The sequence below is a fragment of the Pandoraea apista genome (genome assembly GCF_001465595.2).
Taxonomy (GTDB): Bacteria; Pseudomonadota; Gammaproteobacteria; order Burkholderiales; family Burkholderiaceae; genus Pandoraea; species Pandoraea apista.
Genome location: NZ_CP013481.2, coordinates 1,703,633 through 1,729,629, shown reverse-complemented (window position 1 = coordinate 1,729,629; position 25,997 = coordinate 1,703,633). Strand labels below are relative to the sequence as shown.

Below are 25,997 nucleotides of genomic sequence, written 5' to 3'. Positions count from 1 at the left end.
CCTTGGTTCGCGGCCAGCCGCCGACCTTACGCTTTGCCGGCTTCGCACACCGCCGCGTAGTCCGCATGCCAGTGGTCGCGGCCCAATGCCCGAACGCCGTCGACAAGATGTATCCAGTCGCGGGAGCCGATCATCAGCGACGCCGGGGTATCGCCGCGCGCTAATGCGGCGAGGCGAGGCGGGCAGGGTTCGCGCATCTCCGGCTTGCCGGCCACCATCAGTACACGGGCAAGCCAGCGCGAGACGTCCACCGGGATCGTCGACGCAACGGGCTGCGTCTGCGGATCGTCTGTCCAGCGCCAGGCGAAACGCGCGGTGACGCCCGCGCGTACCGCAATGCCCAGCGCGTCGAGTACGCGCTCACACGGCAGCCCCCGCTGGACAGCGGCAACCAATGCGAATTCACCGAGATCGCGCCAATCGGCGGTACTCCCGCAGTCCCCCTTCACACTTGCCGCCATCAAAGCAACAACACGATCCCGGACTCGCCGCAGCGCCTGGGGATGCGTCAGTTGCCGTCTTGCCATGCGCGTCTCCTTTGTAAGATCGCCGGTTGTCTCGGCCGGATCGAAAAGCTGAACGTCGATGGGATGCACAGTGAATGTCGGCGAGCCCCCAAGGTCATCGCGCCAGTTGGGTTCGAGACGTTCGCGCAAGAGGGTGAACGCATCGTCATATCGGATCAGCGATGGTCTGGCATCGTCCACACGCAACGCCTCTCGCATCGTCCGCGGCAGCTTGAAGCCCAGCCCGTGCGCCAGAAGCTGACACAGCGACGACACCCGATCGCTTTGCGCAATGCAGGTTTGCGGTGCGTCGGCGATATGAAGGACAAGGATCTCCGCAATTTTCCGCTCGGCCAGCTTGCGTCTCGACGGTACCGGGACGTTCACCGAATCCACTGTGGCAGACGCCGCGTCGGCGAATATCTGGGTCGCATCGAAGGCCGCGAGACATTGGCGCATCGAAGTGAGATCTGCCGGGGTACGGCGACGAAGCTGCGCCCGTGTCTGAAGCGCCCACTCACGCGGCCCTTGCTCCCCCTCACGGAATGCATTCTCCAACGCGCGCATCTCCGGCCATAGATAGCGGCACACCGCGCCGATGGTCAGCGCGCTCAGCGCACACGCGAACGCTACATCCGTCGCCCCCCAAACGCCTGTCGTGTCCGGCGCACTCAGTGCCCGCTCCTGATGCCGCTGCCCCGCCATTCCCCACCCATTGTTTAGTAAATGACTCAGGCCACTGCCTCGCAGGCACGCGCTGGCGCCCTGGAAGTCCCCCCTGAACCCATCGTAGAGACAGTTCACCGCCTCGTACGCAAGGTGCAGGAACGTGCTGTTGGATGAGGCTGCCGTACTGGACACGGATGGCATGTCGCTTCCTTTTGACGTCGTAAAGACAAACATCGTCTGCCGAAATCGAGCGAGACGCTTCGGCATTCGCCCAGCCCCCTTTCGGGCAAGCTGTCGCAGAATCTGGGATGATGTCGCCATTGCGTCGCCACCGATTGCCCTGGAGAGACCTCATGCCTACCTTTGCCACCCTCGCCACGTTCGTTGTTGTCGTGCTCGGGCTGTTTCTGATTCCCGGCCCGGCGGTGTTGCTGACCATCACGCGTACCGTGCAAGGCGGACGACGTGCCGGCATCATGACGGGCATGGGGATTGCACTGGGCGACCTCGTACACACCCTGTGTGCGGCCGTGGGACTCTCGGCGGTGCTGATGACCTCCGCGCTGGCCTTCGACGTCGTGAAATATGTCGGCGCGGGGTATCTGATCTATCTGGGTGTCAAGGCATTGCGCGAGCAGGCGTCCGATCCGCAACTGCCTGTGGCGCCGAAGGTCTCTCCCGGACGCGCATTCGTCCAGGCCGTGGCCACCGAAGTGCTCAATCCGAAAACCGCCCTCTTCTTCCTCGCCTTCATGCCGCAGTTCGTGCACGCGAGCGAGGGCAACGTCTTCGCGCAATTCCTTGTGCTGGGACTGGTGTTCGTTGCGATGAGTGCCCTGTACACGGCAGCGATTGCGTTGTCGGTGCGTCCGCTCGGAAAGTTCGTACGCCGCTTCACGTGGCTGTTGCGCTGGCAGGGCAAGATCATCGGCACGATCTTCATCGGCCTCGGTCTGCGGGTTGCCATGCAACAGCGTTGATCCCCGGGTCGTTCAGTCGTCGACAGCCATTGTTGAATGGGGGGCTGCGCCTCCCGGAGGCACGGGCCTGCCGGCCGGTGCCAGCGGTTTGCCTGCCTATGCCGGAGTCGCTCATCATGCATCGCATCGTCTTGCCACTTGGCTTACCTTGCTCACCTTGCTCACCGGATCGACGTGGGCGCCTTAGCCGCCTCGCTCCCCCGACCGGCGCCCCAACGCATCGGGTCTCCCGATCCCTGGGGAGCTGGACGTTGGCGCTGAGTCTGATGGCCGGCGGACTCGCCGCGACGGCGAGCCATTCGTCTCGCGCGGCCGACCCATCGACCACCGCCCCAGCCGCCGTCCCCTTCTCGAAAGCGTCGCCGGGCACCGCATTGCCGACCGGCTGGAAAAACCTGCCGGTCGTCAGCGGCAAGAAGTTCACCACGTACACCGTCGTTGCCGATGGCGATCGCAATGTCATTGAAGCCAACGCCGTGGACTCCGCTTCGGCGCTGATGGCCAAGGGGGATGGCGTTGACCTGAACGAGACACCGAGCGTGACCTGGCGGTGGAAAGTCGACAAGGCGATCCCCGGCGCCGATAACCGCGTGAGCGACAAAGAGGATTCGCCTGCACGGCTGGTGTTCTTCTTCGATGGCGACAAATCCTCGCTGCCGTTCGGCGACCGTGCGGCAATGACATTGGCCAAGGCCGGCGGCGAAGACCTGCCGTACGCCACACTGATGTATATCTGGTCCAACGACGCCGCGCCGGGGGCCGTGATCCAGAACCCGCATACCGACCGGGTCCAAATGCTTGTGGTGGCGGGCGGTGACGCATCGCTCGGCAAATGGCAGACCTTCTCGCGGAACATCGTGGCCGACTACGAGCGCATCTATAAGGAGAAGCCGGGCAAACTGCTCGGCTACGGCATCTTCACCGACAGCGACAACACGCATGCGAGTGCACACGCGTGGTACGGAGACGTGCGCTTCGGGGGCGTCGCCAAATAGCGCCGCAGGCTCGCAGCAGACTGCGCCTGGCATCGCAAAAATCCGCTCCCGGTTTCACCAGCCGACACCCGTGCGAAAAGCATGCCCGAAAGTGTCGAAAATAACCCTGAAAGCCCCGCCTGACGGGGCTTTTGCGCTATTGCAACAGTCGCTTGCATGCTACGCTATCTCGCCTAGAATCTGAGCCAGAGTTTGTCGATCGGCTCATTGCTGTTCACGCCTCTTATCGCCTTCGCGAGCGCCATGCAAAAGAATCGCCAGCCCAAGGACGTCACGTTCGCCTCCAGTCCGGTATTGCAGTCGCGCATGTCCTTATGGCGCTCCAAGCTCGTCGTCATCATGATCACCCTCGCGTTCATCGGGCTGGTCGTGCGAGCGTTCTGGATCGCCGGTCCCGGCAACGGTTTCTACATCGCACAGGGCGAGAAACGTTACGAGCACACCATCGTCATGCCCGCGGTGCGCGGCAAGATCGAAGATCGCGACGGCCGCGTTCTCGCAACCAGCCTGCCCATGCGCACCGTCTGGGCCGTGCCTGCCGAAGTCCCCGACGATCTGTCCGACAGCGATATCCAGAAGGCCAGCAAGCTGCTCGATATGCCCGCGAAGGAACTGCGCGCCAAACTCATCGGCGAGAAGAAGTTCGTCTATGTGAAACGTCAGGTGTCACCGGAAGTCGGCAAACAGGTCGAAGCGCTGGGTATCCCCGGCGTCTACGAGAGCAGTGAATACAAGAGGTTCTACCCCGAAGGCGATGTCGCCGCGCACGTTGTGGGCTTCACCAACGTCGAAGACAAGGGACAGGAAGGCATGGAGCTGGGCGAAGAGCCCTTGCTCGAAGGCACGGCCGGTGTGCGGCGCGTGATCAAGGACCGCATCGGCCGCACCATTCAGGATCTCGACGATTCCAGCCCGCCGCGCGACGGCAAGGACATTCGCCTCACGCTCGACACCCGCGTGCAGTACATCGCCTACGCAGCCCTCAAGAACGCGCTGGATCGCACCGGTGCGAAAGCGGCAATGGCGGTCGTGATCGACGCCAAGACGGGACAGGTGCTGGCGCTGGCCAATTTCCCGACGTACAACCCGAACGACCGCGAGCATCTGACGGGCGAGCAATTGCGCAACCGCGTGTTCACCGACGTCTTCGAACCGGGCTCGATTCTCAAGCCGTTCACGATGGCGCTGGCACTCGACCTGCATCGCCTGACACCGACCACGCTGATCGACACCGGCCCGGGACGATATGTCTTCGAAGGCGCGACCATCAGCGACGACAGCGCGAACGGCGTGCTAACGGCCGCCGGAGTGATTCAGAAGTCGAGCAACATTGGCATGACCAAGGTCTCGACCATGCTGCGCGCCGAGGAAATGTGGGACATGTTCACCGAAATCGGTCTGGGTCAGCAACCCAAGCTGGGGTTCCCGGGCGCGGTGTCGGGCCGTCTGCGTCCGTACAAGTCGTGGCGGCGCATCGAGCAGGCGACGATGGCCTACGGCTACGGAATTTCGGCGTCGTTGTTCCAGTTGGCGCGGGCTTATACGATCTTTGCCAACGACGGCGTGCTCGTCCCCATCTCCATCATCAAGCCGGATTCGCCAACGCAACCTGAAGGGGTGCGGGTGATCGATGCCCACACGGCAACGGAAATGCGCAAGATGCTGGCGGCCGTGGTCGATACGGGCGGCACCGCCACCACCGCGCAGGTGGCCGGTTACAGCATTGGCGGGAAGACCGGCACCGCCTACAAGGCCGGCGCGCACGGCTACGACCATTCGAAGTACCGTGCGTCGTTTGTGGGAATTGCACCGCTCTCGGCGCCGCGTCTGGTGATTGCCGTGTCGGTCGACGAGCCGAAGGCATCGCAACACTTTGGCGGTCAGGCAGCCGGGCCAGCGTTTGCAGAGATTGCGTCGCAGGCGCTGCCGTTGCTGGGTATCCGGCCTGACCTGCCGGTACGCCCCGGGGTGATTCTGGCGGCACCGACATCGGACACACCACCTGACGACAAAGCGCCACACGGTTAAGCCTCGCACGAGTTTGCGAGGCGCGGGTGGCGGCCCCCGCCCCTCCCCGTCGAATCGGATCCCCATAAAAAAAGGCGGCCCGGAATTCCGAAGCCGCCTTTTTTACTTGCCCTGAACCGCCGGGCAAGTCCGGGAGATTTACATCCCCGGCATCATCAGCGAGTTGGCGTTGTGCATGATCCACAGCGAGCCGACCAGCACGATGGCCACAATCAGCGCGGTGAACAGAAACGCCATCACGTTCCAGCGCTGTTCCGACGAGCGGTCCATGTGCAGGAAGTAGACCAGGTGGACGATGATCTGCACGAGCGCGGCGCCGAGAATCAGCGGCAGCACCGTCGACGGCGGCATCGTGCCATCCATCACCAGCTTGAACGGCACGACCGTCAGGATCACCGCGAGCACGAAGCCGATCAGGTACGACTTCACGCTGCCGTGACTACCACCGGCCGCATTGTGGCCAGCGTCGTGGCCGTGCGATTGCACCGATTTGCTATTGCTCATTTACATCGCTCCCATCAGGTACACGACCGTGAACACGCCGATCCAGACCACGTCCAAGAAGTGCCAGAACAGCGACAGGCATTGCAGACGCGTGGTGTTGGTAGCGCTCAGGCCCTTCTTGCCGATCTGGAACATCAGAACGGCCATCCACAGCAGGCCCGAGGCCACGTGCAGACCGTGAGTCGCCACGAGTGCGAAGAACGACGACAGGAAACCGCTACGGTTCGGGCCGGCACCTTCGAGGATCAGATGATGGAACTCATACAGTTCCATCGCGATAAACGCGGCACCCAGCAGCCACGTAATCGCCAGCCAGCCCATCACGGCACCCTTCTTCCCGTTGTGCAGGCCGATCATGGCAAAGCCATAGGTGATCGACGAGAACAGCAGGATGAACGTTTCGACCAGTACGAACTTCAGGTCGAACAGTTCTTTGCCCGTGGGGCCGCCCGCCGTCGAGTCACGCAGCACCGCGAAGGTGGCGAACAAGCTGGCGAACAGCACCAGGTCGGTCATCAGGTACACCCAGAAACCGAAGATCGTGTTGCCCCCGGTGTCGTGGTGCGCGTGGTCGTGCGCATGCGCATCGGCATGCGCGCCAGAGTGTTTGAGAACTTCGCTCGTCATGATTAAGCCTTTGCTGCTGCGGCCAGTGCCTGATGGTGAGCCGATTCAATGGCCACCACTTCCGGCGACTGCACGTAGTAGTCGATCGAATCGTCGTTGCTGCGGCAGATGAACGTCACGATCATGCCGACGAAGCCAACGATAGCCAGCCACCAGATGTGCCAGATGGCCGCGAAACCGAACACCAGCGAGAACGCACTGATGATGAAACCGGCGCCAGTGTTCTTCGGCATGTGGATCGGGGCGTAGCTCGTCTTCAGATCGCTCTTGATGCCGTGTTCCTTGCGATAGGCCAGCTCGTCGATGTCATGCACGCGCGGCTCTTCGGCAAAGTTGTAGAACTGCGGCGGCGACGACGTCATCCACTCCAGCGTACGGCCGTTCCAGGGGTCACCCGTGGTGTCGGCCAGCGCCTTGCGGTTCTTGATCGAGACAACCAGTTGCAGCACCTGGAAACCAATACCGGCGGCGATGAACAACGCGCCGATCAGCGCGGCGATCAGCCACGGCTGCCAATCCGGGTTGCTGTAGTGGTTCAGGCGACGGGTCATGCCCATCAGGCCCAGCACGTACAGCGGCATGAACGCGAGGTAGAAGCCGATCAACCAGCACCAGAAGCTTGCCTTGCCCAGACGCTCATCGAGCTTGAAGCCGAAGGCCTTCGGGAACCAGTAATTCATGCCGGCGATGTAACCGAACAGCACGCCACCGATGATCACGTTGTGGAAGTGAGCAATCAGGAACAGCGAGTTGTGCAGCACGAAGTCAGCACCCGGCACAGCCAGCAGCACGCCGGTCATACCGCCGATCACGAACGTGACGATGAAGCCCAGCGTCCACAGCACCGGCACGGTCATTTGCACGCGACCGCGGTACATCGTGAACAGCCAGTTGAAGATCTTCACGCCGGTCGGGATCGAGATGATCATCGTCGCGATACCGAAGAAGGCGTTCACGCTGGCACCCGAGCCCATCGTGAAGAAGTGGTGCGCCCACACGAGGAACGACAGCACCATGATCGCGGCCGTCGCGTACACCATCGACTTGTAGCCGAACAGCTTCTTGCCCGAGAAGGTCGAGATGATTTCCGAGAAGATACCGAACGCCGGCAAGATCAGGATGTACACCTCCGGGTGACCCCAGATCCAGATCAGGTTGATGTACATCATCGGGTTGCCGCCCAACTCATTCGTGAAGAAATGGAAGTCGAGGTAGCGGTCCAGCGAGAGCAGCGCCAGCGTAACCGTCAGCACCGGGAACGCAGCGCACACCAGCACCATCGTGCACAGCGAGGTCCAGGTGAAGATCGGCATCTTCATCAGGTTCATGCCCGGGGCGCGCATCTTCAGAATCGTGACGACGAAGTTCACACCGGTGAGCAACGTCCCCAGACCCGATATCTGCAAGGCCCAGATGTAGTAATCCACCCCGACGCCCGGACTGTATTGAATGCCCGAGAGCGGCGGGTAAGCCAGCCAGCCCGTGCGAGCGAATTCACCCACACCCAGCGACAGGTTCACCAGCGCAGCGCCGGCCACGAACAGCCAGAACGACAGCGTGTTCAGGAACGGGAATGCCACGTCGCGTGCGCCAATCTGCAGCGGCACCACGAGGTTCACCAGACCCGTCATGAACGGCATCGCCACGAAGAAGATCATGATCACGCCGTGGGCGGTGAAGATCTGGTCGTAGTGATCCGGCGGGAGAATGCCGCCCGAGTTATGAGCGAGCGCCAGTTGCGTACGCATCATCATGGCGTCGGCAAAGCCGCGCAGCAGCATGACGAGCGCGACGAGCACGTACATCACGCCGATCTTCTTGTGATCGACCGATGTGACCCACTCGTTCCACAGGTACTTCCATTTGCCGAAGTACGTGAGCAACGCGACGATGCCCAGTACCCCGAGCACCATCATGCCGACCGCGCCGACGATGATCGGCTCGTGGTACGGGATGGCTTCGAGAGTCAGTTTGCCAAACAGCGTTGACATTGTTATTTACTCCTTGTGCGCGTGCGCGGCCGCACCGGCGTGCATCGCGTGCGCGCCGGCGTTGTCCATGGCCATGGTCATCGACTGGCCGTTCTGCCCGTTTGCAGCGGCGGCCGGAGCCGTCACGGCGTCGGTGCCCGCGCCCTTCATTTCCATCTTCATGTCCATGCCCTTCATTTCCATGGCGCCGTGGTTTTCATGGCCTTCGTGCTGCTGGGCCATGCCACTTGCCATCGGGGCGTGCAGAATCGACTCGAACATCTTCGCGTCGACCGAGCTGTAATACGTGACCGGCGTGTTCTCGCTCATCGGCACGAGCGAAGCGTAGGCATCCTTGTCCAGGACCTTCTTCGAATCACGCACCTTGGCGACCCACTGCTGGAAGTCGTTGTCGGTCATCGCCAGCGTCTTGAAACGCATGCCCGAGAAACCGCCGCCGCTGTAGTTCGCCGAAATCCCGTCGTACGAGCCCACGTGGTCGGCGATCAGGTGCAACTTCGTTTCCATCCCGGCCATCGAGTAGATCTGGCTACCCAATTGCGGAATGAAGAACGAGTTCATGATCGATTCCGAGGTGATCTTGAAATTCACCGGGGTGTCGACCGGAATGGCCAGTTCGTTGATCGACGCAATGCCCTGTTCGGGATAGATGAACAACCACTTGTAGTTCATCGACACCACTTCGACCGTGATCGGCTTCACGTCGCTTTGCAGCGGCTTGTAAGGATCGAGTTCGTGAGTGGTCACCCAGGTGATGCGCGCAAGGATCGCAATGATGATGATCGGCACGAGCCAGACCACGACCTCAATGGCCGTCGAGTGCGACCAGTTCGGCTCATAGCGCGCCGACTTGTTGCTCGCGCGGTATTTCCACGCGAACCACAGCGTCATCAGGATGACAGGAATCACCACGATCAACATCAGCCAGGTGGCCGTGAGGATCAGGTTCTTGTTCTCTACTCCGATCTGCCCCTTAGGGTCGAGCAGCGTCATGCCGCAGCCGGCCAAAAGCAGCGGCGAGCACAAGGCGAGGAGCCTAAACAATCGCGGGTTTCTGTGTTTCTTCATGTCACACGACAGGGTTGAGTTGGCCAGCGAACGGCGCAACACGGGCTTACCGGCCTGATGCAGGGTCGCAGGAGGTTGGCAAGGGTTAAGGTGGGACGGGAGCAGTCGTCGCGCCGGTATTGCACCGGTCGAACTACGACGACTGTGTCATCGAAAAGACGGGAACCGGGGCAGATCGCCGCCCGCAGACCTCAAGTCACTGTCCGACTTCTTGTCTTTTACTTCCATCACGGTGCGGCATTATGCCGAAGTTTAATTAGGCCGGACATCGCACACCCGCCTGCGCGACAATGTGTCGCGCAGCCTTCACGCGTACGCGCGCGACGATTTCCAAGCAGATCGACACCTGTTTGGCGGTAAACGCTGTGCAATGCAGCAATTCGGGAAGGTTCTTAGAATTCAAGAGGTGCGACGTTGTGTCGCACCTTCTTTTGCGGTGTCGCAGCGAAATGCACCCGATTGGTGCAGTCAATCACTGGAATGTAGGTGAGATGTATTGTGCCCGGCTTTTTAGTCGAGCGACAAGCGTACTGCGAAGGCCATGAGCGCCGCTCCGAACGACCAGCGTTGTACTTTTTGTGCAAACGGGCGAGTGCGCAGCCAATGCGCGATACGCGCTGCACCGAACGCCAGCGCGACATCGAAAATCACCCCCACGATCAACAGCAGCACACCGAGTTCGAGCACTTGTGCCCAGACCGGGCCAGCGTCGGGGCGCACGAATTGCGGCAGTAGCACCGAACAGAACAGCAGCGCCTTCGGATTGAGCACACTCGAGAGTACACCGCGACGCACCGCATGCGAGAGGGGCGGTGCAGCGTTCGCCGGCGTTTCGGTCGTCTGCATGCCAAACGCCGGCGAGCGCCAGATCTGGATGGCGACCCACGCAAGGTAGATCGCGCCCACGATGCGGACCGTTTCGAACAGCCACGGCGCCGCGCGCAGCAGCGCCGCCACGCCACAGGCCGACAGGGTCACATGCCCGGCGCGCGCCAGCGCCAGTCCCGCTGCCGTGGCAAGACCGTGTCGCACACCGCGCGTCATGCTCGTCTGCATGACCAGCGCCATGTCCGGTCCCGGCAATGCATAGACAACGATCAAAGCGCCAATGAATACGGTGAGCAACGGCAACGAAACCATGATTTTTCCCTGAGGGCGAAGTTGGCCAAAACGAGACCAATGATCCCGCCAAACCGGGAGAGATACATAGCGTTTTCCATCCAATTTCATTAACTTATATGGCGTATTCCACCAACATAGATTCCATTTCCGCGAAATCTTCCTACCTGACAGAGCCCTTCGCTACCGACTGGTCTAATCCGGACAGATGAGGGCAACACTTTCCCGGGATCGCAGATCGTGGTGGAATGCCATCTTTGCAGCAGTTTTTGTAGCGGGATACCGACAATGAACGAACTCGACGCCATCGATCAGGCGATTCTCGCCATCGTGCAACGCGATGGCCGCATCTCCAACGCCCGGCTTGCCGAGCGTGTAGCGCTCTCTGAAACGCCCTGCGCCCGTCGGCTGAAGCGGCTCGAAGCCGAGGGCTACATCATGGGCTACCGGGCCGAGCTGTCGCATCGCGCGCTGGGTCTGGGGGTGACGGCCTTCGTCCACGTGCGCTTTGCCGTGCACGACCGCGCGCTGTCCGAGCAATTCGAGCGCGAAGTGCAGGCCATCGACCGTATCGTGTCGTGTCACAACATTTCCGGCAGCGCCGATTACCTGCTCGGTGTGGTCGCCACCGACCTCGACGATTACGGCATGTTCACGCGCGACGTGTTGCGCGCCCTGCCCGGCGTCTCGTCGATCGAATCGATGCTGTCGCTACGCGAAGTCAAACGCGATACCGGCGCACCGTTGCTGTAATCCGACTCACTGTGGCGTGGTGCACGTTTGCCCGTAAAATGGCGGGCTGACACGACCTTAGGTGCCTCATGCCGGACGCCATGCCCGCCGTACCTTCCCAGCCGATCGCCTCGCCATCCAGTGCCAACGATGCCAGTGACGATGCCCTGATGTTCGAGCTCGCGCCCGTCTCTCTCTGGCTCGAAGATTTCAGCGGCGTGAAGCAATTGTTCGAAGCATGGCGTGCGCAGGGGGTCACCGACCTGCGCGCCCACTTCAAGTCCGACCCTGCCCACGTCTCGGCGTGTTCCCGGCGCATTCGGGTCATCAAGGTCAATCGCCGGACATTGGCGATGTTCAACGCACCGTCGCTCGACACGCTCGTGGCCAATCTGCCGCGCGTGTTCCGCGACGACATGCTCAAGACGCACATTGAAGAGCTTTGCCAACTGTGGGACGGCCGCACGCACTTCACGAGCAAGACCGTCAACTACACGCTCGACGGGCGGCGTCTGGACGTGCTGCTCAACGGCTCGGTCCTGCCCGGCCACGAAGCCACCTTCGAGCGTGTGCTGATCTCGCTCGAAGACGTAACCGAACTCGAACACGCGCGCGAGCGCGTAACGATGGGCGAGCAATACGCACGCGGCCTCTTCGAATACTCGCCGGTCTCGCTGTGGGTCGAGGATTTCAGCGCGATCAAACTGCTGCTCGACGACGCCCGCTCTCGCGGCATTACCGACTTCCGCACGTTCACCGACGTTCACCCCGAGTTCGTTGAGCGCTGCATGAACGAGATTCACGTGCTCGACGTGAACCGTCACACGCTGGCGATGTTCGTCGCTCCCGACAAGACCACACTGCTCTCCCGCCTGCCCGACGTGTTCCGTGACGACATGCGGCACAACTTCCGCGAGCAGTTGATCGACCTGTGGGACAACAAGCTGTTTCAGCAGCGCGAGGTTGTCAACTACGCGCTCGACGGCAACGAGATCAACGTTCATCTGCAATTCGCGGTGCTGCCGGGCCACGAGTCGCGCTGGGATCTGGTGCTCGTCGCACTTACGGACATCACGGCGCGCAAGAAGGCCGAGTCGTATCTCGAATTCCTCGGCAAACACGACGTGCTCACCAAGCTGCGCAACCGCTCGTTCTATGTCGACGAACTCAACCGGCTCGAGCGCAAGGGGCCCTACCCGGTCACGGTGATCGTGGCCGACCTGAATGGCCTGAAGCTCGTCAACGACCAGTTGGGCCATGCCGCAGGCGACGCCCTGCTTCGCCGCGCGGGCGAAGTGCTGGGCAAAGCGGTGGCCGCGCCGCAGATTGCCGCGCGTATCGGCGGCGACGAGTTCGCCTTGTTGCTGCCTTCCACCGACGCCTCAGGCGGCGCGGCGATGATCGAGAGCATTCGTCAACTGGTGGAGTTGAACAACTCGTTCTATCCCGGCACGCCGCTCTCGTTCTCGATGGGCACGGCAACATGCGAAGCCGGCGAGCGGCTCGAAGCGACGGTCCAGCGGGCCGATCTGCTGATGTACGAGGAAAAGCGCAGCCACTACACCGGTAGCGTAAACGAGCGGCGCGCGCTGGACGGACTGCCCTCGGGCACTGGCGCAACCGGCGCAACAGGCGGTGCCGGGAATGCGGGAGGTAGCGGTCGAGGCAGCGGCGCGTAATCTCGCGCGTTGCCCAACGGCTCGCAGATTTGCGCGAGCCAGTCGACGAACACCCGCACCCGTGGCGACACGCGCTTCTGCGCGGGATATGCCGCCGAGAGCCGCAACGGCGGCGGCGGACACTTCGGCAGCACGGGCACCAGACGCCCCGACGCGAGATAGGGCGCAGCGGCGAGCAACGTCGGCTGAATCAGTCCGAGACCTTCGAGTCCGGCTGCCAGATACGCCGCTTCGTCACCCACATGCAACTGGCCGCGCGTACGCACGCACGTGGCACGTCCACCGACCATCAGCGTCAGATCGCCGCAGCGTGTGGTGAGTGGATTTACCGTCGCGAGTGCGGCGCGTGCTGCATTGCCCGCCCCCGCCTCGCCCGCGGGGGGAAGCGATGCCAGCGTCTCCGCCGGTGCCGTCAGCCATTTCACCGACGTATGCATGGCGAGACTATCGAGATCGTCGGGTATGCCGTGGGTGTCGAGATAGCGACGGCTCGCACACGTCACGCGCGGCAAATCGCCAAGGTGGCGCGCCACCAGCCTCGAGTCCGGCAACTCGCCCAGCACCACCCCGCAGTCCACGCCGTCACCGCGCCAGTCGCCGTGGGCCGGCGTAGCATCGAGCGCGATCTCGAGGCCGGGATAGCGCGCCTGAAATTCGCCGAGCGACGGCATCACCACTTCACGCGCAATGACGGGCGGCAGCACCACGGCGAGACGTCCGCGCAATTGCGCCTGCGCACCGAACAGGCCCGACTCCACCTCCTCGACATCCGCCAAAATCGCCGTACAACGTTCGTAGTAGGCAGCCCCCTCCATCGTGAGGGCCACTCGCCGCGTCGACCGCGTGAAGAGTGCCACGCCGAACCATCGCTCCAGATGTTGCACCTGGGTGGTGACCGTCGCGCGCGGAATGTCGAGCGACGTCGCCGCCTTGGTGAAGCTGCCGACTTCGGCCACACGCACAAAGGTGCGCATGGCGGTAATGCGATCGATCATGATGCCTCCTGTCCCGTGACGGGAGCGGCCACCTTGCCGCGCAATGCAATGACCGCCGCGCCCGCTGGCGCGAGGGCGAATAAGGCGAACAGCCAGACCGACGCACGCTGTGCCTCGGGCAATGCGCCGTGCGCGAGACCGGCAGCGTTCGCAACGAGTCCCGCGAGCGCCGAACCCAGCGCCATCGAATACAACTGCACCGTCGTGATCGACGCCGAGGCCAACGCAGCCTCTCCCGGGCGCGCCGCCGTCATCACCCGAGTGAGCAAATGCGGCCAGCCGATACCGACACCCACGCCGACACCGAACAGCGCGATGCACAGGCTCGCGGCACCGGTTGCACTCGCGAACAGTGCGGGTTGCGGCAGCAGCCACGCCAGCGCGAGCATGCCGAGCGTGACGATCACCGGGCCGAGGCGCACGCGTCGCTCGGCAGCGTCGCCCTGCCGCCCGGCACTCGTCATCGAACCGACCGACCACCCGGCAGCCATGAGCGCGGCGAGATAACCGGCAGCGAACGGCGTCTGGCCGTGAACCGTCTGGAGGAAATACGGGATGTAAATTTCGCTCGTCGTCGCCAGGCCAAGCAGACTCATGGCCGCGTATAGTCCGCCAAGCCGCGTGCGCAGCGAATAGCCCCCCGTCGGCATGAGCCGGGGCAACGCATGTCGCACGCTGCGCTCCCGCTGCGAGAGCCACCAGACGAGCGCGAGTCCCGCAAGCACCCACATGACCGCCAGCCAGTGCTCGTCGACTACCGCGCCCAGCGAGATCGCCACGGCCGAGGCACATAGCAAGATCACTTTGAACCACGGAATGGCATGCGCCTCCGGGTGAGTTGGCGCGTGAGATTCCGAAGACTCACGCACGCCCGCGACCGCACGTCCGGCAGGCACCTGTGCGCGAATGATGAGGCCCAATCCGATCACCACCGGCAGCAGCGACCAGAACGCCCAGCGCCAGTGACCAAACTGCGCGAAGACGCCGCCCACCGCCGGGCCGCAGAGCGTGGCAACACCCCACATGCCCGAGACAAGTCCCATTGCCCGCGACCACAACGGCGGTGCGAAAACGATACGGATCAACGCATAACTGAGCGCGAGCAGAATGCCGCCGCCGAAGCCCTGCAAGGTGCGCCCTGCGAGCATCCAGGGCATCGTCGGTGCAGCGGCACACAGGATCGTGCCCGCGCTGAAACCCAGCAGCGCCGCGAGGTAGGCGACGCGCGGCCCGAGCGCCGTGAGCATCTTGGCGGCCAGTACCGAGCCAAGAATCGACGCCACCACGAACAGCGTGGTGTTCCACGAATACAGATCCAATCCGCCAATTTCCTTGACGATGGATGGCAGCACCGTAGTCGCCACATAGACATTGGTGGCATGCAACGCCACCCCGCCCGCCAGCGCCAATGAACGCCAGCCGTTATTGCCACTCAACAGATCGCGCCAGCCCGGCGCCACAGAATTCGTCGTGCTCGTTGTCATGGATGGACAGCCGCCCGTCAGGCGACTAATATGCAAGAAAGTTCTTGGATATTACATGCCTCACAATGAATTACCCAAATAACCACTTGGATAATAGGGCGGCGACGCCGGGTGCCGGACACGAGCGCGTACTGCATTGGTTGAAGACGCAAGGCCCCGCTTCGACGGCGGAGGTCGCTTCTGCGTTGGGGATCACGGCGGAGGCGGCGCGCCAGCAAGTGCAGAAGCTGGTCGCGGAAGGTCTGCTCATCGGCGAGACGATGCCTTCACGCGGCGCGGGCCGTCCGCGTCAGGCATGGGCACTGACGGAAGCCGGGCACAGCCGGTTTCCCGACGCGCACTCCCATCTCACCATCCAGTTGATTGGTTCGATTCGCCAGCTTTTCGGCGAAGACGGCCTCGACCGTCTGATTACGCAGCGCGCGGTGGAAACGCGTGCGCACTACAAGCAGGCCGTCGACCCGCTACCCGGTCTTGCGGCCCGGCTGGAAAAGCTTGCGGAGATTCGCTCGTCGGAAGGTTATATGGCGCGCGTCGAACGCGATGGCGACGACTGGCTGCTCATCGAGGATCACTGCCCGATCTGCGCGGCGGCAAAAACGTGTCAGGGCTTTTGCCGTACGGAGCTGGAGTTGTTTCAGGAGCTTGTCGGCGAGCGCGGCACGGTGTCTCGCGAGACACACATTCTCGCAGGCGGTCAGCGCTGCACGTACCGCGTGCGCACGTCCTGACGCCAAATTTCGTTCAGCTTGGCTGAAACGCAATCAGACTCATACCCACCAGCGCGACGAGTACACCGGCAACGTCCCACGGCGTAGGACGCATGCCGTCGACCAGCCACAACCACACGATAGCGACGCTGATATACACGCCGCCGTATGCGGCATAGACACGGCCGGCCGCTGCCGGATGCAGCGTGAGCAGCCACGCGAACAGCGCGAGCGCGATTGCGCCGGGTACGAGCAGCCAGGCACTGCGATCATGTTTCAACCACAGCCACGGCAAATAGCACCCGACGATTTCCGCGATTGCAGTCACGACATAAAGCAGAAAGGTTTTCATAGTGCGATTATGCCCTGCACCAATCTGCTGCGTCCCGTCGCACCCATTGGCTTGCAAAGTGCGCAATGACCTACAATGCCGCGTTCACCGGAGAAGCTCATGGAATCGTTGGCAGCACGCGTCGTCGAACTCGAAGTCAAGGCCGCCTTTCAGGAGGATCTGCTCGAAACGCTCAACGAGATCGTCACGCGTCAGGAGCAACAGATCGACCTGCTGCAAAAGCAGCTCAAGGCGCTATATCAGCAAATGCAGTCGCAAGGGCAAAGCGGCCCCGACGGTAATCCGCGTCACGAAATTCCGCCGCATTATTGAAGACCCGAACCGATGGTTCAGCCGCCGCGCGATGGCCGACCCGCGTGCACGACACCTTTCGTTTCCCGCGCCTGCGCGGATCTGAGTCGACGCGGTGTCCAGAACGATTCCCCATTGCCCGGGTCACATCTGCATCGACGACACAGACACGGCCCCGCCGTGCCTCGTCCTTCGGACCTTCGCCCCATGATTTCTCGCCACCAGCCTTTCCCGGCCGACCGCTTCGCCGACAACCCTGAGACCTGCGATGCTGCGGCCGCTGCCGCAACCTCGCGCCGCGACGCGCTACGTCTGGCCGCCGCAGGACTGCTCGGCCTGACGCTCGCCCCGCTTACGCGCTCAGTCAATGCTGCGTACAACATCTGGACTGGCGAGTACACGATGACGCGCAAGGAAATCGAAACCGCCATCGACAAGCGGTTTCCAACAACGCTCAACTACGGCCAACTGCTCTCTGTCGCGTTGGCGCACCCGCAAATCGGCTTCAACCCGCAAGCCAATCGCATCACCACGCAGGTCGATGCGCAGGTGCAGAACGTGTTGTTGCAAGGCCAGCCGCTGGCCGGTGTGCTCGCCATCTCCAGCGCGCTGAAATACGATCCGGTCAAACGTGCCGTACTGCTCGACAATCCGAGTGTCGATCGCGTGGATCTGAACGGCATGCCGGCCTCGTATGGCCAGCAATTGACGTCCATCGGCGGCACCGTCGCGCAGCAGGTGCTCAACCAATATCCGATCTACACATTCAAACCCGAACAGTTGCGATACGGTGGACGCGAAGTCGAGCCCGGCGCGATCACGGTGCTGCCTGACGGCATCAAGGTCGAAGTGAAGACGAAGTGATCGGCGCCGCGCACCGGATCATGCGTCACGCAATAAAAAAGGGCAGCGTTCAGGCTGCCCTTCTTGCATCCGGCGACGGTGCCTACCGTCGCACGACACCTGCCTTCCGGCTCAGACCACCGTCAGCGTCACGTCGATATTGCCGCGCGTGGCGTTCGAGTAAGGGCACACGATGTGCGCCTTCTGCACCAGCGCTTCGACCGTGGCGCGATCCACACCCGGCACGCTGATTTTCAGTTCAGCCTGAATACCGAAGCCGGTCGGGATCTGGCCGATACCCACGCTACCGTCGATCTTCGTCTCGGCGGGCAACGTCACCTTCTCTTTGCCTGCGACGAACTTCAGCGCGCCCAGGAAACAGGCCGAGTAACCGGCGGCAAACAGTTGCTCCGGGTTGGTACCGCCAACACCGGGGCCGCCCATTTCCTTGGGAACCACCAGCTTGACGTCAAGCACGCCATCCGAGGAAACGGCACGGCCGTCACGGCCTCCGGTGGCGGTGGCATGGGCGGTGTACAGCACTTTTTCGATCGACATGACGAACTCCTGGTAAGTAGAAAATTTCACTTCCAAACTTCGGTCGCCCCGGACTGGCCCGCCATCGTGGCGTTGCCTTCTGGCCGGACGACCCACCTGACATACGCGCGTGCATGGCTGTCTTGACGCCTGCCAGGCGCGTGTGTTCCCGCGTCAACGGTACCGAGGTGCTGCGCGCGCCGCGCGGCTCGCCGTCGTCGGGCCTCTCGCGTGCACGGCACTCAACGCCGTCAACGATCTTAATCCACCTGCGGGACAACTTTCGTGAACGCCACTCAGAACTGCGTCGCCCACCGTCCCGTTTCTCACGTTTGCATAGTATCTATCTACTAATAGATAGATACGCTACCGCAAATAAACGGGAGATCGACTCCCGTTACCTTGTCGTCCTGGTCTTCAAACTCGCCCTGCTTCTCGCGCTTTGCCGGGCCTCTGGCTTCGTACCCAGACTGAACTCAGGCCACACCGCAAACGGCGGCAACCACATCTTCGAGCCGTGACGGCGCCCGAAACAGCCGCGAGGCCATCACGCTGCCCTGAAACCCTGCGAACAAGGCACGGGCCGTGGCGTCGGGCGACGAGCTCAGCGTGAGCGAACCGTCTGCCATGCCTTGCGTCAACACACGCGCCAGCCAGGCTTCGTGATACGCGAAGAAGCGCTGCACCGCTTCCCGAACCGTCTCCGGCAACGTCTCGATATCGGCGGCCAGCATGCCGCACAGACAAATCCGATGACCGTCGGCAACGATGCGTCCGAACCCCTGCGCATAATGCGCCAGCTTTTGTGCCGGGGGCAGCGCGTCGTCAATGCCGGCCAGCCCTTCGCCGACCTGCGCTTCATACGCCTTGATCGCTTCGAGCACCAAATCTTCCTTGGCAGGGAAGTAATAGTGAATGCTCGATGTCTTCACGCCGACCCGCTCTGCGAGATCTCGATAGCTGAAGCCGTTGTAGCCTCGCGTCATCAGGAACATCTGCGCGTGCTCCAGCAGTTGCTCCCTGACGGTCGGTGCGCTCGGCGATATCGTTGTGCGGTTCATGAAACGAACTTTATCTACTGGTAGGTAGATAGTCAAGACGTTTTCTCGTTCCGGTCGATTGATTTTTCCGATGAGGCGATAGTCCGGGGTGGGGGCGGCAAAGCGCCGCGCGGCGGGACACTCCCGCACCCACGAGAAACAGCGGCGCTCAGGCCGCTGTTTCCGTGCTTCGCCGAATGCCGGAGAACGATCAGAAATCGATCTTGGCGTTCAGGCTGACCATGCGCGGATCGGCCGCCTTGATGTAGTTGTCGTACTGATACTGCCAGTACTTGCGATTCGTGAGGTTGCTCACGGCGGCGCGCAACGTCACGTCCTTGCCGGCCACACGCGTGCGGTACGTGGCGCCAAGATTGATCAGCGTGTACCCCGATACCGTCAGCGAGTTCTGCGGATTGAGCGACGTGCGGCCGTTGTAGCGGATGTCGCCTCCCACCGAGAGCCCTGGCACATACGGCACCTTGTACTCGAGGTTGCCCGAGAGCACGAAACGCGGTGCACCCCCCACGCGGTTGCCATCGAAACCGTTCGTGCGCGCATACCAGCTATCGAGTGCCATGGCGCTGGCGCCCAGCGTCCACTGCGGCCCCAGCTTGACCGAGCCGGCCAGTTCGATACCCTGATAGATCGACTGGCCGTCTGCCACGCGCGCATTGGCGCTGTTGGTGTACACGGCGCCGCGTTCGATGCGAAAGAGTGCTGCCGTCGTGCTCCAGGTGTCCTGCTCGGTTTTCACGCCGAGTTCGTACTGACGGCTCTTGAACGGATTGAGCACTGCTCCCGCATTGGCGTAGGTCGCCCCCACGACCTCGCCGGCTTCGAGCGCTTCCACGTAACTCGCATAGGCCGTCGTGCTCGGCGCGACCTTGTACATAACGGCAAGCGTGGGCGTGAACACGCCGTTCGTCGAGTAGGTCGAGATGCCTTGCGCGTTCGTCTGGTTGTAGTTGGTGAAGCGAACGCCGCCAAGTACCGACAGACGCTCCGTGATCTGCACCGTGTCAGAGGCAAAGACCGAGCGTTGCTCGATGGCGCTGGAGCGTTGCGCCTTGAGGGTCGTGCCATCGCCATAGTACTGATACGACGTGCCTTGATACAGATTGCCCGTGTACGTCGGACTGTAGATGTAGGCGTAGTCGTTCGTCTGATACTGCGAGGCGATGCCGAACGTCAACTGGTGCGCGAACGGGCCGGTCCGCACCTTGCCTTCGGCAGTCAATTGCCATGCGCGGAATGTGTTGTTCTCGTCGCCCAGATCGTTCTGACCGCTGAAGTTGCCGGCGCCGTTGAGCAGATACAGCGTGGCTTCGTTTCGGTCACGCGTCGATTTGTTGAACGCGTAGTTGGCCGATACCTTCCAATCCGGATCGATCTGGTATTGCAGGCCCGTCGTGTAGAACTGCGTGATCGTGTTCAGATGCGTGGCTTGCGTTTGCAGATTCGCATTGGACACGTTGATCGGCCCGGGCAGTTGGTTGCCCGAGAAGCTGAAGGTCGAGAGCGACGGCGAGGTTCCTGTCGCGCGACGGTCCTGATACATCGCACCGAAGTTCCACGTGAGATCGCGGGTAATGCGTGCGTCGAGCGCGACCGATACCGTGTCGCGATTCAGGTTGCCGTCGGTGTATGTGCGGCCTTCTTCGTGCGTGTAGTTCAGGCGTGCGCCGAACATGTCGTTCGGCCCGGCACGGCCACCGAGATCGACGTGCTCGCGCCAGATGCCGTCGGAATGGAAACCGAGATCGACGCTGGCAATGCGCTCGTCCGTCGGCTTCTTCGTCACGTAGTTCACCACGCCGCCCGGCGCGACGAAGCCGTACATAAAGCCCGACAACCCCTTGAGCAGTTCCACGCGATCGAACTACTCATACGGCATGGTCACGCCGTAGGTCATCACCGGCAGGCCGTCGAGCTTGAAACCGTATTGCCAGTCGATCGGCATGCCGCGCACGTAAACGTAGCCGGCCCATGCGTCGAAGGCATTGCTGCCGTCGGTCACCGAGGCATCGGTGGAGAACACTTCGCCGAGCTTGGCCGGCTGGCGTTGTTCGAGTTGCTCCTGGCTCACCACGGTTGTCGAGAACGGCGTATCGAGCTGGCTACGCGAGCCGAGCGCGCCGGATTGCACCGGCTGCTTGAGATTCTGGGGCGTTTCGCGCAAGGCCGAGCTGGTAACGGTCGTGGCCTTGAGCGTGGCCTGGGCAGAGGCGTCGGCGGTCGACGTGGCGGCATCTGCCACCTCCGCCGCCGCTACCTTAGCGGGCACTGACTGAGCGAAGGCCGAGTTGGCCGTGAAGGACAGTAATGCGGCGAGCGCCAGCGGCGCCATGTTGGTGCGCAATGCGACGGCATTACGCGCGCCGGGGCGGCCGATGGCAGGCAGCGCGCGAGCCGTGTGAACGAAAGACATACCTGAATTCCCGTGTGACGATCAAGATTCGAATTATTAATGCGAATCATTAACATTATTATTTAAGTTTCGAGATATTAGCAGTCCGCCGCACAACGTCAACCTCTGTTGTCACGCCATGGCCACGGCAAGGCGGAAATGCAACACTGCCAACCCTTGCCGCTCCTTGCCGCTCCCCACCCCCTTACCGCCCCTTACCAACCGCCGGCCCTCTCCTCGCTGCCGCCCCCTATAGCCCCTACTGTTGTCGATCGTACGATGACGTCACACTTCAGCCGTCGAAGGCCGCCTCGGTGTACTCACCAATGCCGACATCACCTCGCGTATCCAGGCGTTAGCCGGGTCGTTGTGAAAGCGCGAATGCCAGTGGAGATGAAGATCGTAGGCGGGAACGTTGAAGGGCAACGGCACGAGCCTTACCCGGGCGAAGTCGGCGAAGCGGCGGCCGACTGAGAGCGGCACTGTCGCGATCATGTTCGAGTCGGCGACGATGAACGGCACGCCCATATAGCGAGGCAGGGACAGACGCACGTTGCGATGCACGCCAAGCCGCTCCAGCGTCTTCTCGAACTGATCGGCACGACGCCCCTCCGGACGCACGGCAACGTGATCGGCTGCCTCGTACTCGTCCTTCGTCATCGTTTGCCCGATGTTCGGATGATCGATCCGCATGACGCACACGAACGAGTGCTGATACAGCAGCTTCTGGCGAATCGATGCGCTCTCCAGATCGGGGAACACACCAACCGCCAGCGCGATATCGCCTTCGGTCAGTCCCGCCTCCAACTCCTGCGGCGTGGGCGCCACCGTCTTGATCTTCACGTGGGGCGCCACGCCATCGAGATGCTTGAGCAAGCGCGGCAAGAACACCATTTCCCCGATGTCCGACATGCACATCACGAACGTCTCACGCGACGACGCAGGATGGAACGTCGGACGCGGCAGGATTTCGTCCTGAATCAGATACAGCATGCGCGTGACCGGCTCCGCCAGTTCCTGCGCGCGTGCTGTGGGCTCCATGCCGCGTGCGGATCGCACAAACAGCGGATCGTCAAACATCTGACGCAATTTCGACAGCGCAAAACTCATGGCCGGCTGACTCAGCCCGAGCACAATGCCCGCCTGGGTCACGCTGCGTGTGCGCATCATCGCGTCAAAGGCCTTCAGAAGATTCAGATCGACCTGATGAATATCCATATTTTGGATTTACCAAATAAATTGGATCGAATTGACGGATTATATTCGGCTACCTAGCATGAGTCACCGTCTTCGAGAGACACCGTAGAGTGCATCCGGGACGGCGTTTTTCACCAAGAAAAAACGCTGGAGTGAGACACCATGCCTCGTCGCTTGCGAAGCAATTTCCCCCGTGGTTCCTATCTGTGGGCGGTGCGTGCCGCCCAATGGCGTGCCTTGGGCATCGCCGAAGACGATCTCGAAAAACCGAAGATCGCCATCGTCAACTCTTCTTCCGAACTTGCCAGTTGTTTCAGTCACCTTGACGGCGTGGCGGCCGCGCTCAAGGAGGCCATTCGCGCCGCCGGCGCTCTGCCTTTCGAAATCCGTACGGCCGCGCCGAGCGACTTCATCACGGGTGCCGGTGCACGCGGCGCTTACATTCTGTCGGCACGCGACCTCGTCACCAACGACATTGAAGTCGCCGTCGAAGGCGCAATGCTCGACGGTATGGTTTGCCTCGCCTCGTGCGACAAGACAGTGCCCGGTCAGTTGATGGCGGCGGCGCGCCTGAATATTCCGAGCCTCATTGTGGCTTGCGGCTATCAGGCCAGCGGCGAGTACCGCGGCAAGCATGTGGACATCGAGGATGTCTTTGTCAGCGCAATGCATGTCGTCACCGGCGGTCTGCCGGTCGAGGAACTCGTTGGCATGACGCGCAATGCGATTCGCGGGCCTGGCGTGTGCTCGGGGCTGGGTACGGCGAACTCGATGCATCTGGTATGCGAAGCCCTTGGCATGGCGCTGCCGGGCAGCACGCCGGTAGCCGCCAACAGTCCACAAATGTTCGAGACAGTGCGTCGGGCAGGCCAGCGCATCGTCGAAATGATCGAGGCCGATCTCACCCCGCGCAAGATTCTCAGTCCCGGCGCATTCGCCAACGCCGCGATGGCGGTGCTCGCCGTCGGCGGCTCGATCAATAGCGTCAAGCATCTGCAAGCGATCGCCACCGAGGCGCAATGCGATGTCGACGTCTATCACCTGTTCGAATCGCTGGCCGACCAGATACCGGTGCTCACAGGCATTCGCCCGGTCGGAGACGACACGATCGAAGCCTTCGATGCCGCGGGTGGCTCGCGGGGGGTGCTGAGGCGTCTGTTGCCGTGGCTGCATGGCGATGCGCTCACCGTCACCGGAACGACGATGGCGCAAAACGTACAGGACGCCCCGATCCACGACGACAACGTCATACGGCCGGTCGAGCGCCCCTTCGCGTCGCGCCCGGCCATCGTTCTCCTGCGCGGCAACCTTGCGCCGGAAGCGGGCATCGTGAAGTTCGGCATTTCCCCCGACAAGGCTCGTCGCTTCGAGGGCACAGCGCTGTGCTTCGATACCTCCGACGCGGCGGTCGAGGCGCTGCGCCGCGGCGATATCCGTCCGGGCCATGTCGTCGTCATGCGAGGCGCGGGCGTGTGCGGAGGGCCCGCGATGGGCGGCGGCGCCTCTCGCGTGGTGTTTGCCATCGACGGCGCGGGGCTGAGCGAATCGGTCGCGCTGCTGACCGACGGGCACCTCTCGGGGCTCGTTTGCAAGGGTCTGGTCGTGGCGGAGATTGCGCCCGAAGCCGCGACCGGCGGCCCGCTTGCCCTCGTTCACGACGGCGACACTATCGTCATCGATCTCGACACGCGCCGCTGCGACGTACAACTGGACGACGCCCAATGGACGCAACGCCGCGAACAGTGGCGCGCCCCGTCGGCCGCATCGCCACGCGGGTGGCTCAAGCTGTATCGCGAGAACGTGTCGTCAATGCCGCAAGGCGCGGTACTGAACGGCCGGAACGACGACGGAGAACGCGCATGAACGCCGCGCCGACGGTCGACGTCGATCAGGTCGTCGAAACCCAGAAGGTCGGTGGGTTTTCGATTCGCATCATCGTTCTGATGGGTTTGATGATGCTCGCCGAGGGCTACGATCTTGGCGCGCTCTCGTTTGCCGCTCCCGCCATCGGTCGCGCATGGGGTATCGGGCGTGGCGCCCTGGGGCCCGCCTTTGGCGCCTTCGTCTTCGGCACGATGCTCGGTGCGTTTGTCCTGGGCTATCTGGGTGACGTCATCGGTCGCAAGCGCACGATTCTCATCGGCTCAGGCATCCTCTGCGTACTAACGCTCGCTGTCGTATTCGCCAGCGACTTGCGCACGCTGTTCGTACTGCGCTTTATCGCCGGCATCGGCATCGGCGGAGTCGTGCCCAATGCGATTGCGTACATGACGGAATTCGCGCCTCGCCGGTTGCGAGCCACCTGGGTCACGTTGATGTACACGGGCTACAGCGTCGGCACCGGGTTGGGCGGCGTGGTCGCGGCGTGGATGATTCCGCACTTCGGCTGGCAGGCTATTTTCGTCATCGGCGGCGTAGGGCCTTTGCTCGCTGCCGTCATGCTCGCCCTGTGGGTGCCGGAGTCAATTCGCTTTCTCGCGCTGAAGGGCCGCCGCGCCGACGAGATCGCGCGCGTCGCGTCACGGCTGCATCCCGGAAAGCACTTCGACGCACAAATGCGTTTCGTTGCCGGCGACGAGGCCGCGGGAGCGCAGCATGCGCGTCTGCGAGAGCTCTTCGCGGGCCGCCTGCGCCGCATCACCCCCATGCTGTGGGCCGTGTACGTCGCAAACTCCATGGCGCTGTTCTTTCTCGTGAGTTGGCTGCCGATGCTGATCGAAGCGATTGGCGTGCCACCGGCGCGCGCCGCTCTCGTATCCAGCGCATTCTCGGTCGGCGGCACCATCGGCGGACTCGCGCTGATGCGATTTGTCGATACACGCGGAGCACTGATCGTCGCGGTGCTGCCCGTTATCGGCTGTCCCCTTGTGGCGGCACTCGGCACCGCCGTCCCCGAAGGAATGCTGATCGCGGCGGTCTTCATGATCGGGTTTTGCGTCGTCGGTACGCAATTCGGCCTCAACGCGGTAGCGGCAATGGTCTATCCAACCGCCCTGCGCGCCAAGGGCGTGGGCGTGGCGGTCGGTATCCAGAAGATCGGCGCCATTGCGGGCCCTGTCATCGGCGGTGCGCTGCTATCGCTGCATTGGCCGGTCAGCGCCTTGTTCTATTTTGGCGCCGTCCCCGTTGGCCTCGTGGCGATCTTTGCCTTCGCACTCGGCATGCTTCACCGGCAACACGATCCCGAACGCGCCGAGTCCACACCGCATCCCGCAGGAACTGCGTGACATCGCCCCCCAA

Annotated in this window: 21 protein-coding genes and 2 pseudogenes; 10 read left to right on the top strand and 13 right to left on the bottom strand. The window is 62.5% G+C overall.

Annotated elements, in window-relative coordinates:
* Window positions 1-26: 26 nt before the first annotated feature.
* On the bottom strand, window positions 27-1,376 hold the full coding sequence (locus AT395_RS08050) for a hypothetical protein (protein WP_125347413.1): 1,350 nt from the start codon (window positions 1,374-1,376) through the stop codon (window positions 27-29).
* Between the two features lie 152 nt (window positions 1,377-1,528).
* On the opposite strand from AT395_RS08050, the gene AT395_RS08045 reads away from it, so the two are divergent.
* The 3 genes from AT395_RS08045 to AT395_RS08035 all read left to right on the top strand — a co-directional run bounded on the left by AT395_RS08045 (window position 1,529) and on the right by AT395_RS08035 (window position 5,178).
* Window positions 1,529-2,155, top strand: coding sequence for a LysE family translocator (locus AT395_RS08045; RefSeq protein ID WP_048627611.1), 627 nt, complete (start codon window positions 1,529-1,531; stop codon window positions 2,153-2,155).
* Window positions 2,156-2,406: 251 nt separating this feature from the next.
* On the top strand, window positions 2,407-3,150 hold the full coding sequence (locus AT395_RS08040) for a DUF3047 domain-containing protein (RefSeq protein ID WP_231605984.1): 744 nt from the start codon (window positions 2,407-2,409) through the stop codon (window positions 3,148-3,150).
* A 243-nt stretch (window positions 3,151-3,393) separates the two neighbouring features.
* Complete coding sequence (locus AT395_RS08035; RefSeq protein WP_042117099.1) at window positions 3,394-5,178, top strand: peptidoglycan D,D-transpeptidase FtsI family protein; 1,785 nt, start codon at window positions 3,394-3,396, stop codon at window positions 5,176-5,178.
* Window positions 5,179-5,316: 138 nt separating this feature from the next.
* On the opposite strand, the gene AT395_RS08030 is transcribed toward AT395_RS08035, so the two are convergent.
* The 5 genes from AT395_RS08030 to AT395_RS08010 all read right to left on the bottom strand — a co-directional run bounded on the left by AT395_RS08030 (window position 5,317) and on the right by AT395_RS08010 (window position 10,508).
* Window positions 5,317-5,682, bottom strand: a complete 366-nt coding sequence (locus AT395_RS08030) for a cytochrome o ubiquinol oxidase subunit IV (protein WP_042112234.1) — start codon at window positions 5,680-5,682, stop codon at window positions 5,317-5,319.
* Window positions 5,683-6,309 (bottom strand): cytochrome o ubiquinol oxidase subunit III, encoded by a 627-nt coding sequence (locus AT395_RS08025; RefSeq protein ID WP_042112235.1) that lies wholly within the window; start codon window positions 6,307-6,309, stop codon window positions 5,683-5,685.
* Between the two features lie 2 nt (window positions 6,310-6,311).
* Window positions 6,312-8,291 (bottom strand): cytochrome o ubiquinol oxidase subunit I, encoded by a 1,980-nt coding sequence (cyoB, locus tag AT395_RS08020; RefSeq protein WP_042117100.1) that lies wholly within the window; start codon window positions 8,289-8,291, stop codon window positions 6,312-6,314.
* A gap of 15 nt (window positions 8,292-8,306) precedes the next feature.
* Window positions 8,307-9,368: a ubiquinol oxidase subunit II gene (gene cyoA, locus AT395_RS08015; RefSeq protein ID WP_045852646.1), complete on the bottom strand. Its 1,062-nt coding sequence runs from the start codon at window positions 9,366-9,368 to the stop codon at window positions 8,307-8,309.
* A 510-nt stretch (window positions 9,369-9,878) separates the two neighbouring features.
* Window positions 9,879-10,508 carry a LysE family translocator gene (locus tag AT395_RS08010; protein ID WP_048627612.1) on the bottom strand — a complete coding sequence of 210 codons (630 nt, stop codon included), beginning with the start codon at window positions 10,506-10,508 and terminating at the stop codon, window positions 9,879-9,881.
* Between the two features lie 267 nt (window positions 10,509-10,775).
* Between AT395_RS08010 and AT395_RS08005 the strand changes: the two genes are divergently transcribed.
* Both AT395_RS08005 and AT395_RS08000 read left to right on the top strand, forming a co-directional pair.
* Entirely contained in the window at window positions 10,776-11,240 is a 465-nt protein-coding gene (locus AT395_RS08005; protein WP_042112237.1) for an Lrp/AsnC family transcriptional regulator, read from the top strand.
* An 80-nt stretch (window positions 11,241-11,320) separates the two neighbouring features.
* Window positions 11,321-12,898 carry a sensor domain-containing diguanylate cyclase gene (locus AT395_RS08000; RefSeq protein WP_224787480.1) on the top strand — a complete coding sequence of 526 codons (1,578 nt, stop codon included), beginning with the start codon at window positions 11,321-11,323 and terminating at the stop codon, window positions 12,896-12,898.
* 89 nt (window positions 12,899-12,987) lie between these two features.
* Here the strand turns inward: AT395_RS08000 and AT395_RS07995 are convergent.
* Window positions 12,988-13,872, bottom strand: a pseudogene (locus AT395_RS07995) (LysR family transcriptional regulator); the annotation flags it as partial.
* A gap of 17 nt (window positions 13,873-13,889) precedes the next feature.
* A complete protein-coding gene (locus tag AT395_RS07990) occupies window positions 13,890-15,377 on the bottom strand; it encodes an MFS transporter (RefSeq protein ID WP_048627614.1) in 1,488 nt (495 codons plus the stop codon).
* A gap of 65 nt (window positions 15,378-15,442) precedes the next feature.
* Here AT395_RS07990 and AT395_RS07985 point away from each other — a divergent pair, with 65 nt between their 5' ends.
* Entirely contained in the window at window positions 15,443-16,108 is a 666-nt protein-coding gene (locus AT395_RS07985) for a helix-turn-helix transcriptional regulator (protein ID WP_042112239.1), read from the top strand.
* 13 nt (window positions 16,109-16,121) lie between these two features.
* Here AT395_RS07985 and AT395_RS07980 read toward each other — a convergent pair whose 3' ends face one another.
* A complete protein-coding gene (locus tag AT395_RS07980) occupies window positions 16,122-16,439 on the bottom strand; it encodes a YnfA family protein (protein WP_042112240.1) in 318 nt (105 codons plus the stop codon).
* A 99-nt stretch (window positions 16,440-16,538) separates the two neighbouring features.
* On the opposite strand from AT395_RS07980, the gene AT395_RS07975 reads away from it, so the two are divergent.
* Both AT395_RS07975 and AT395_RS07970 read left to right on the top strand, forming a co-directional pair.
* Window positions 16,539-16,751 carry a SlyX family protein gene (locus AT395_RS07975; RefSeq protein ID WP_048627615.1) on the top strand — a complete coding sequence of 71 codons (213 nt, stop codon included), beginning with the start codon at window positions 16,539-16,541 and terminating at the stop codon, window positions 16,749-16,751.
* Between the two features lie 186 nt (window positions 16,752-16,937).
* On the top strand, window positions 16,938-17,594 hold the full coding sequence (locus AT395_RS07970; RefSeq protein ID WP_082117600.1) for a DUF1439 domain-containing protein: 657 nt from the start codon (window positions 16,938-16,940) through the stop codon (window positions 17,592-17,594).
* Between the two features lie 111 nt (window positions 17,595-17,705).
* Here the strand turns inward: AT395_RS07970 and AT395_RS07965 are convergent, their stop codons facing one another.
* The 4 genes and pseudogenes from AT395_RS07965 to AT395_RS07950 form a co-directional block, all read right to left on the bottom strand.
* Window positions 17,706-18,131, bottom strand: coding sequence for an organic hydroperoxide resistance protein (locus tag AT395_RS07965; RefSeq protein ID WP_042112241.1), 426 nt, complete (start codon window positions 18,129-18,131; stop codon window positions 17,706-17,708).
* 455 nt (window positions 18,132-18,586) lie between these two features.
* Entirely contained in the window at window positions 18,587-19,171 is a 585-nt protein-coding gene (locus tag AT395_RS07960; protein ID WP_042112242.1) for a TetR/AcrR family transcriptional regulator, read from the bottom strand.
* 190 nt (window positions 19,172-19,361) lie between these two features.
* A pseudogene (locus tag AT395_RS07955) lies at window positions 19,362-21,500 on the bottom strand (TonB-dependent siderophore receptor).
* 345 nt (window positions 21,501-21,845) lie between these two features.
* Entirely contained in the window at window positions 21,846-22,778 is a 933-nt protein-coding gene (locus tag AT395_RS07950) for a LysR family transcriptional regulator (protein ID WP_048627616.1), read from the bottom strand.
* Window positions 22,779-22,919: 141 nt separating this feature from the next.
* On the opposite strand from AT395_RS07950, the gene ilvD reads away from it, so the two are divergent.
* The gene (gene ilvD, locus AT395_RS07945) at window positions 22,920-24,620 is read left to right on the top strand and encodes a dihydroxy-acid dehydratase (RefSeq protein ID WP_048627617.1); all 1,701 of its coding nucleotides are present in this window, start codon (window positions 22,920-22,922) and stop codon (window positions 24,618-24,620) included.
* Window positions 24,617-25,984 (top strand): MFS transporter, encoded by a 1,368-nt coding sequence (locus tag AT395_RS07940; protein ID WP_048627618.1) that lies wholly within the window; start codon window positions 24,617-24,619, stop codon window positions 25,982-25,984. The genes ilvD and AT395_RS07940 overlap by 4 nt, the downstream gene beginning before the upstream one ends.
* The last annotated feature ends 13 nt before the right edge of the window (window positions 25,985-25,997 follow it).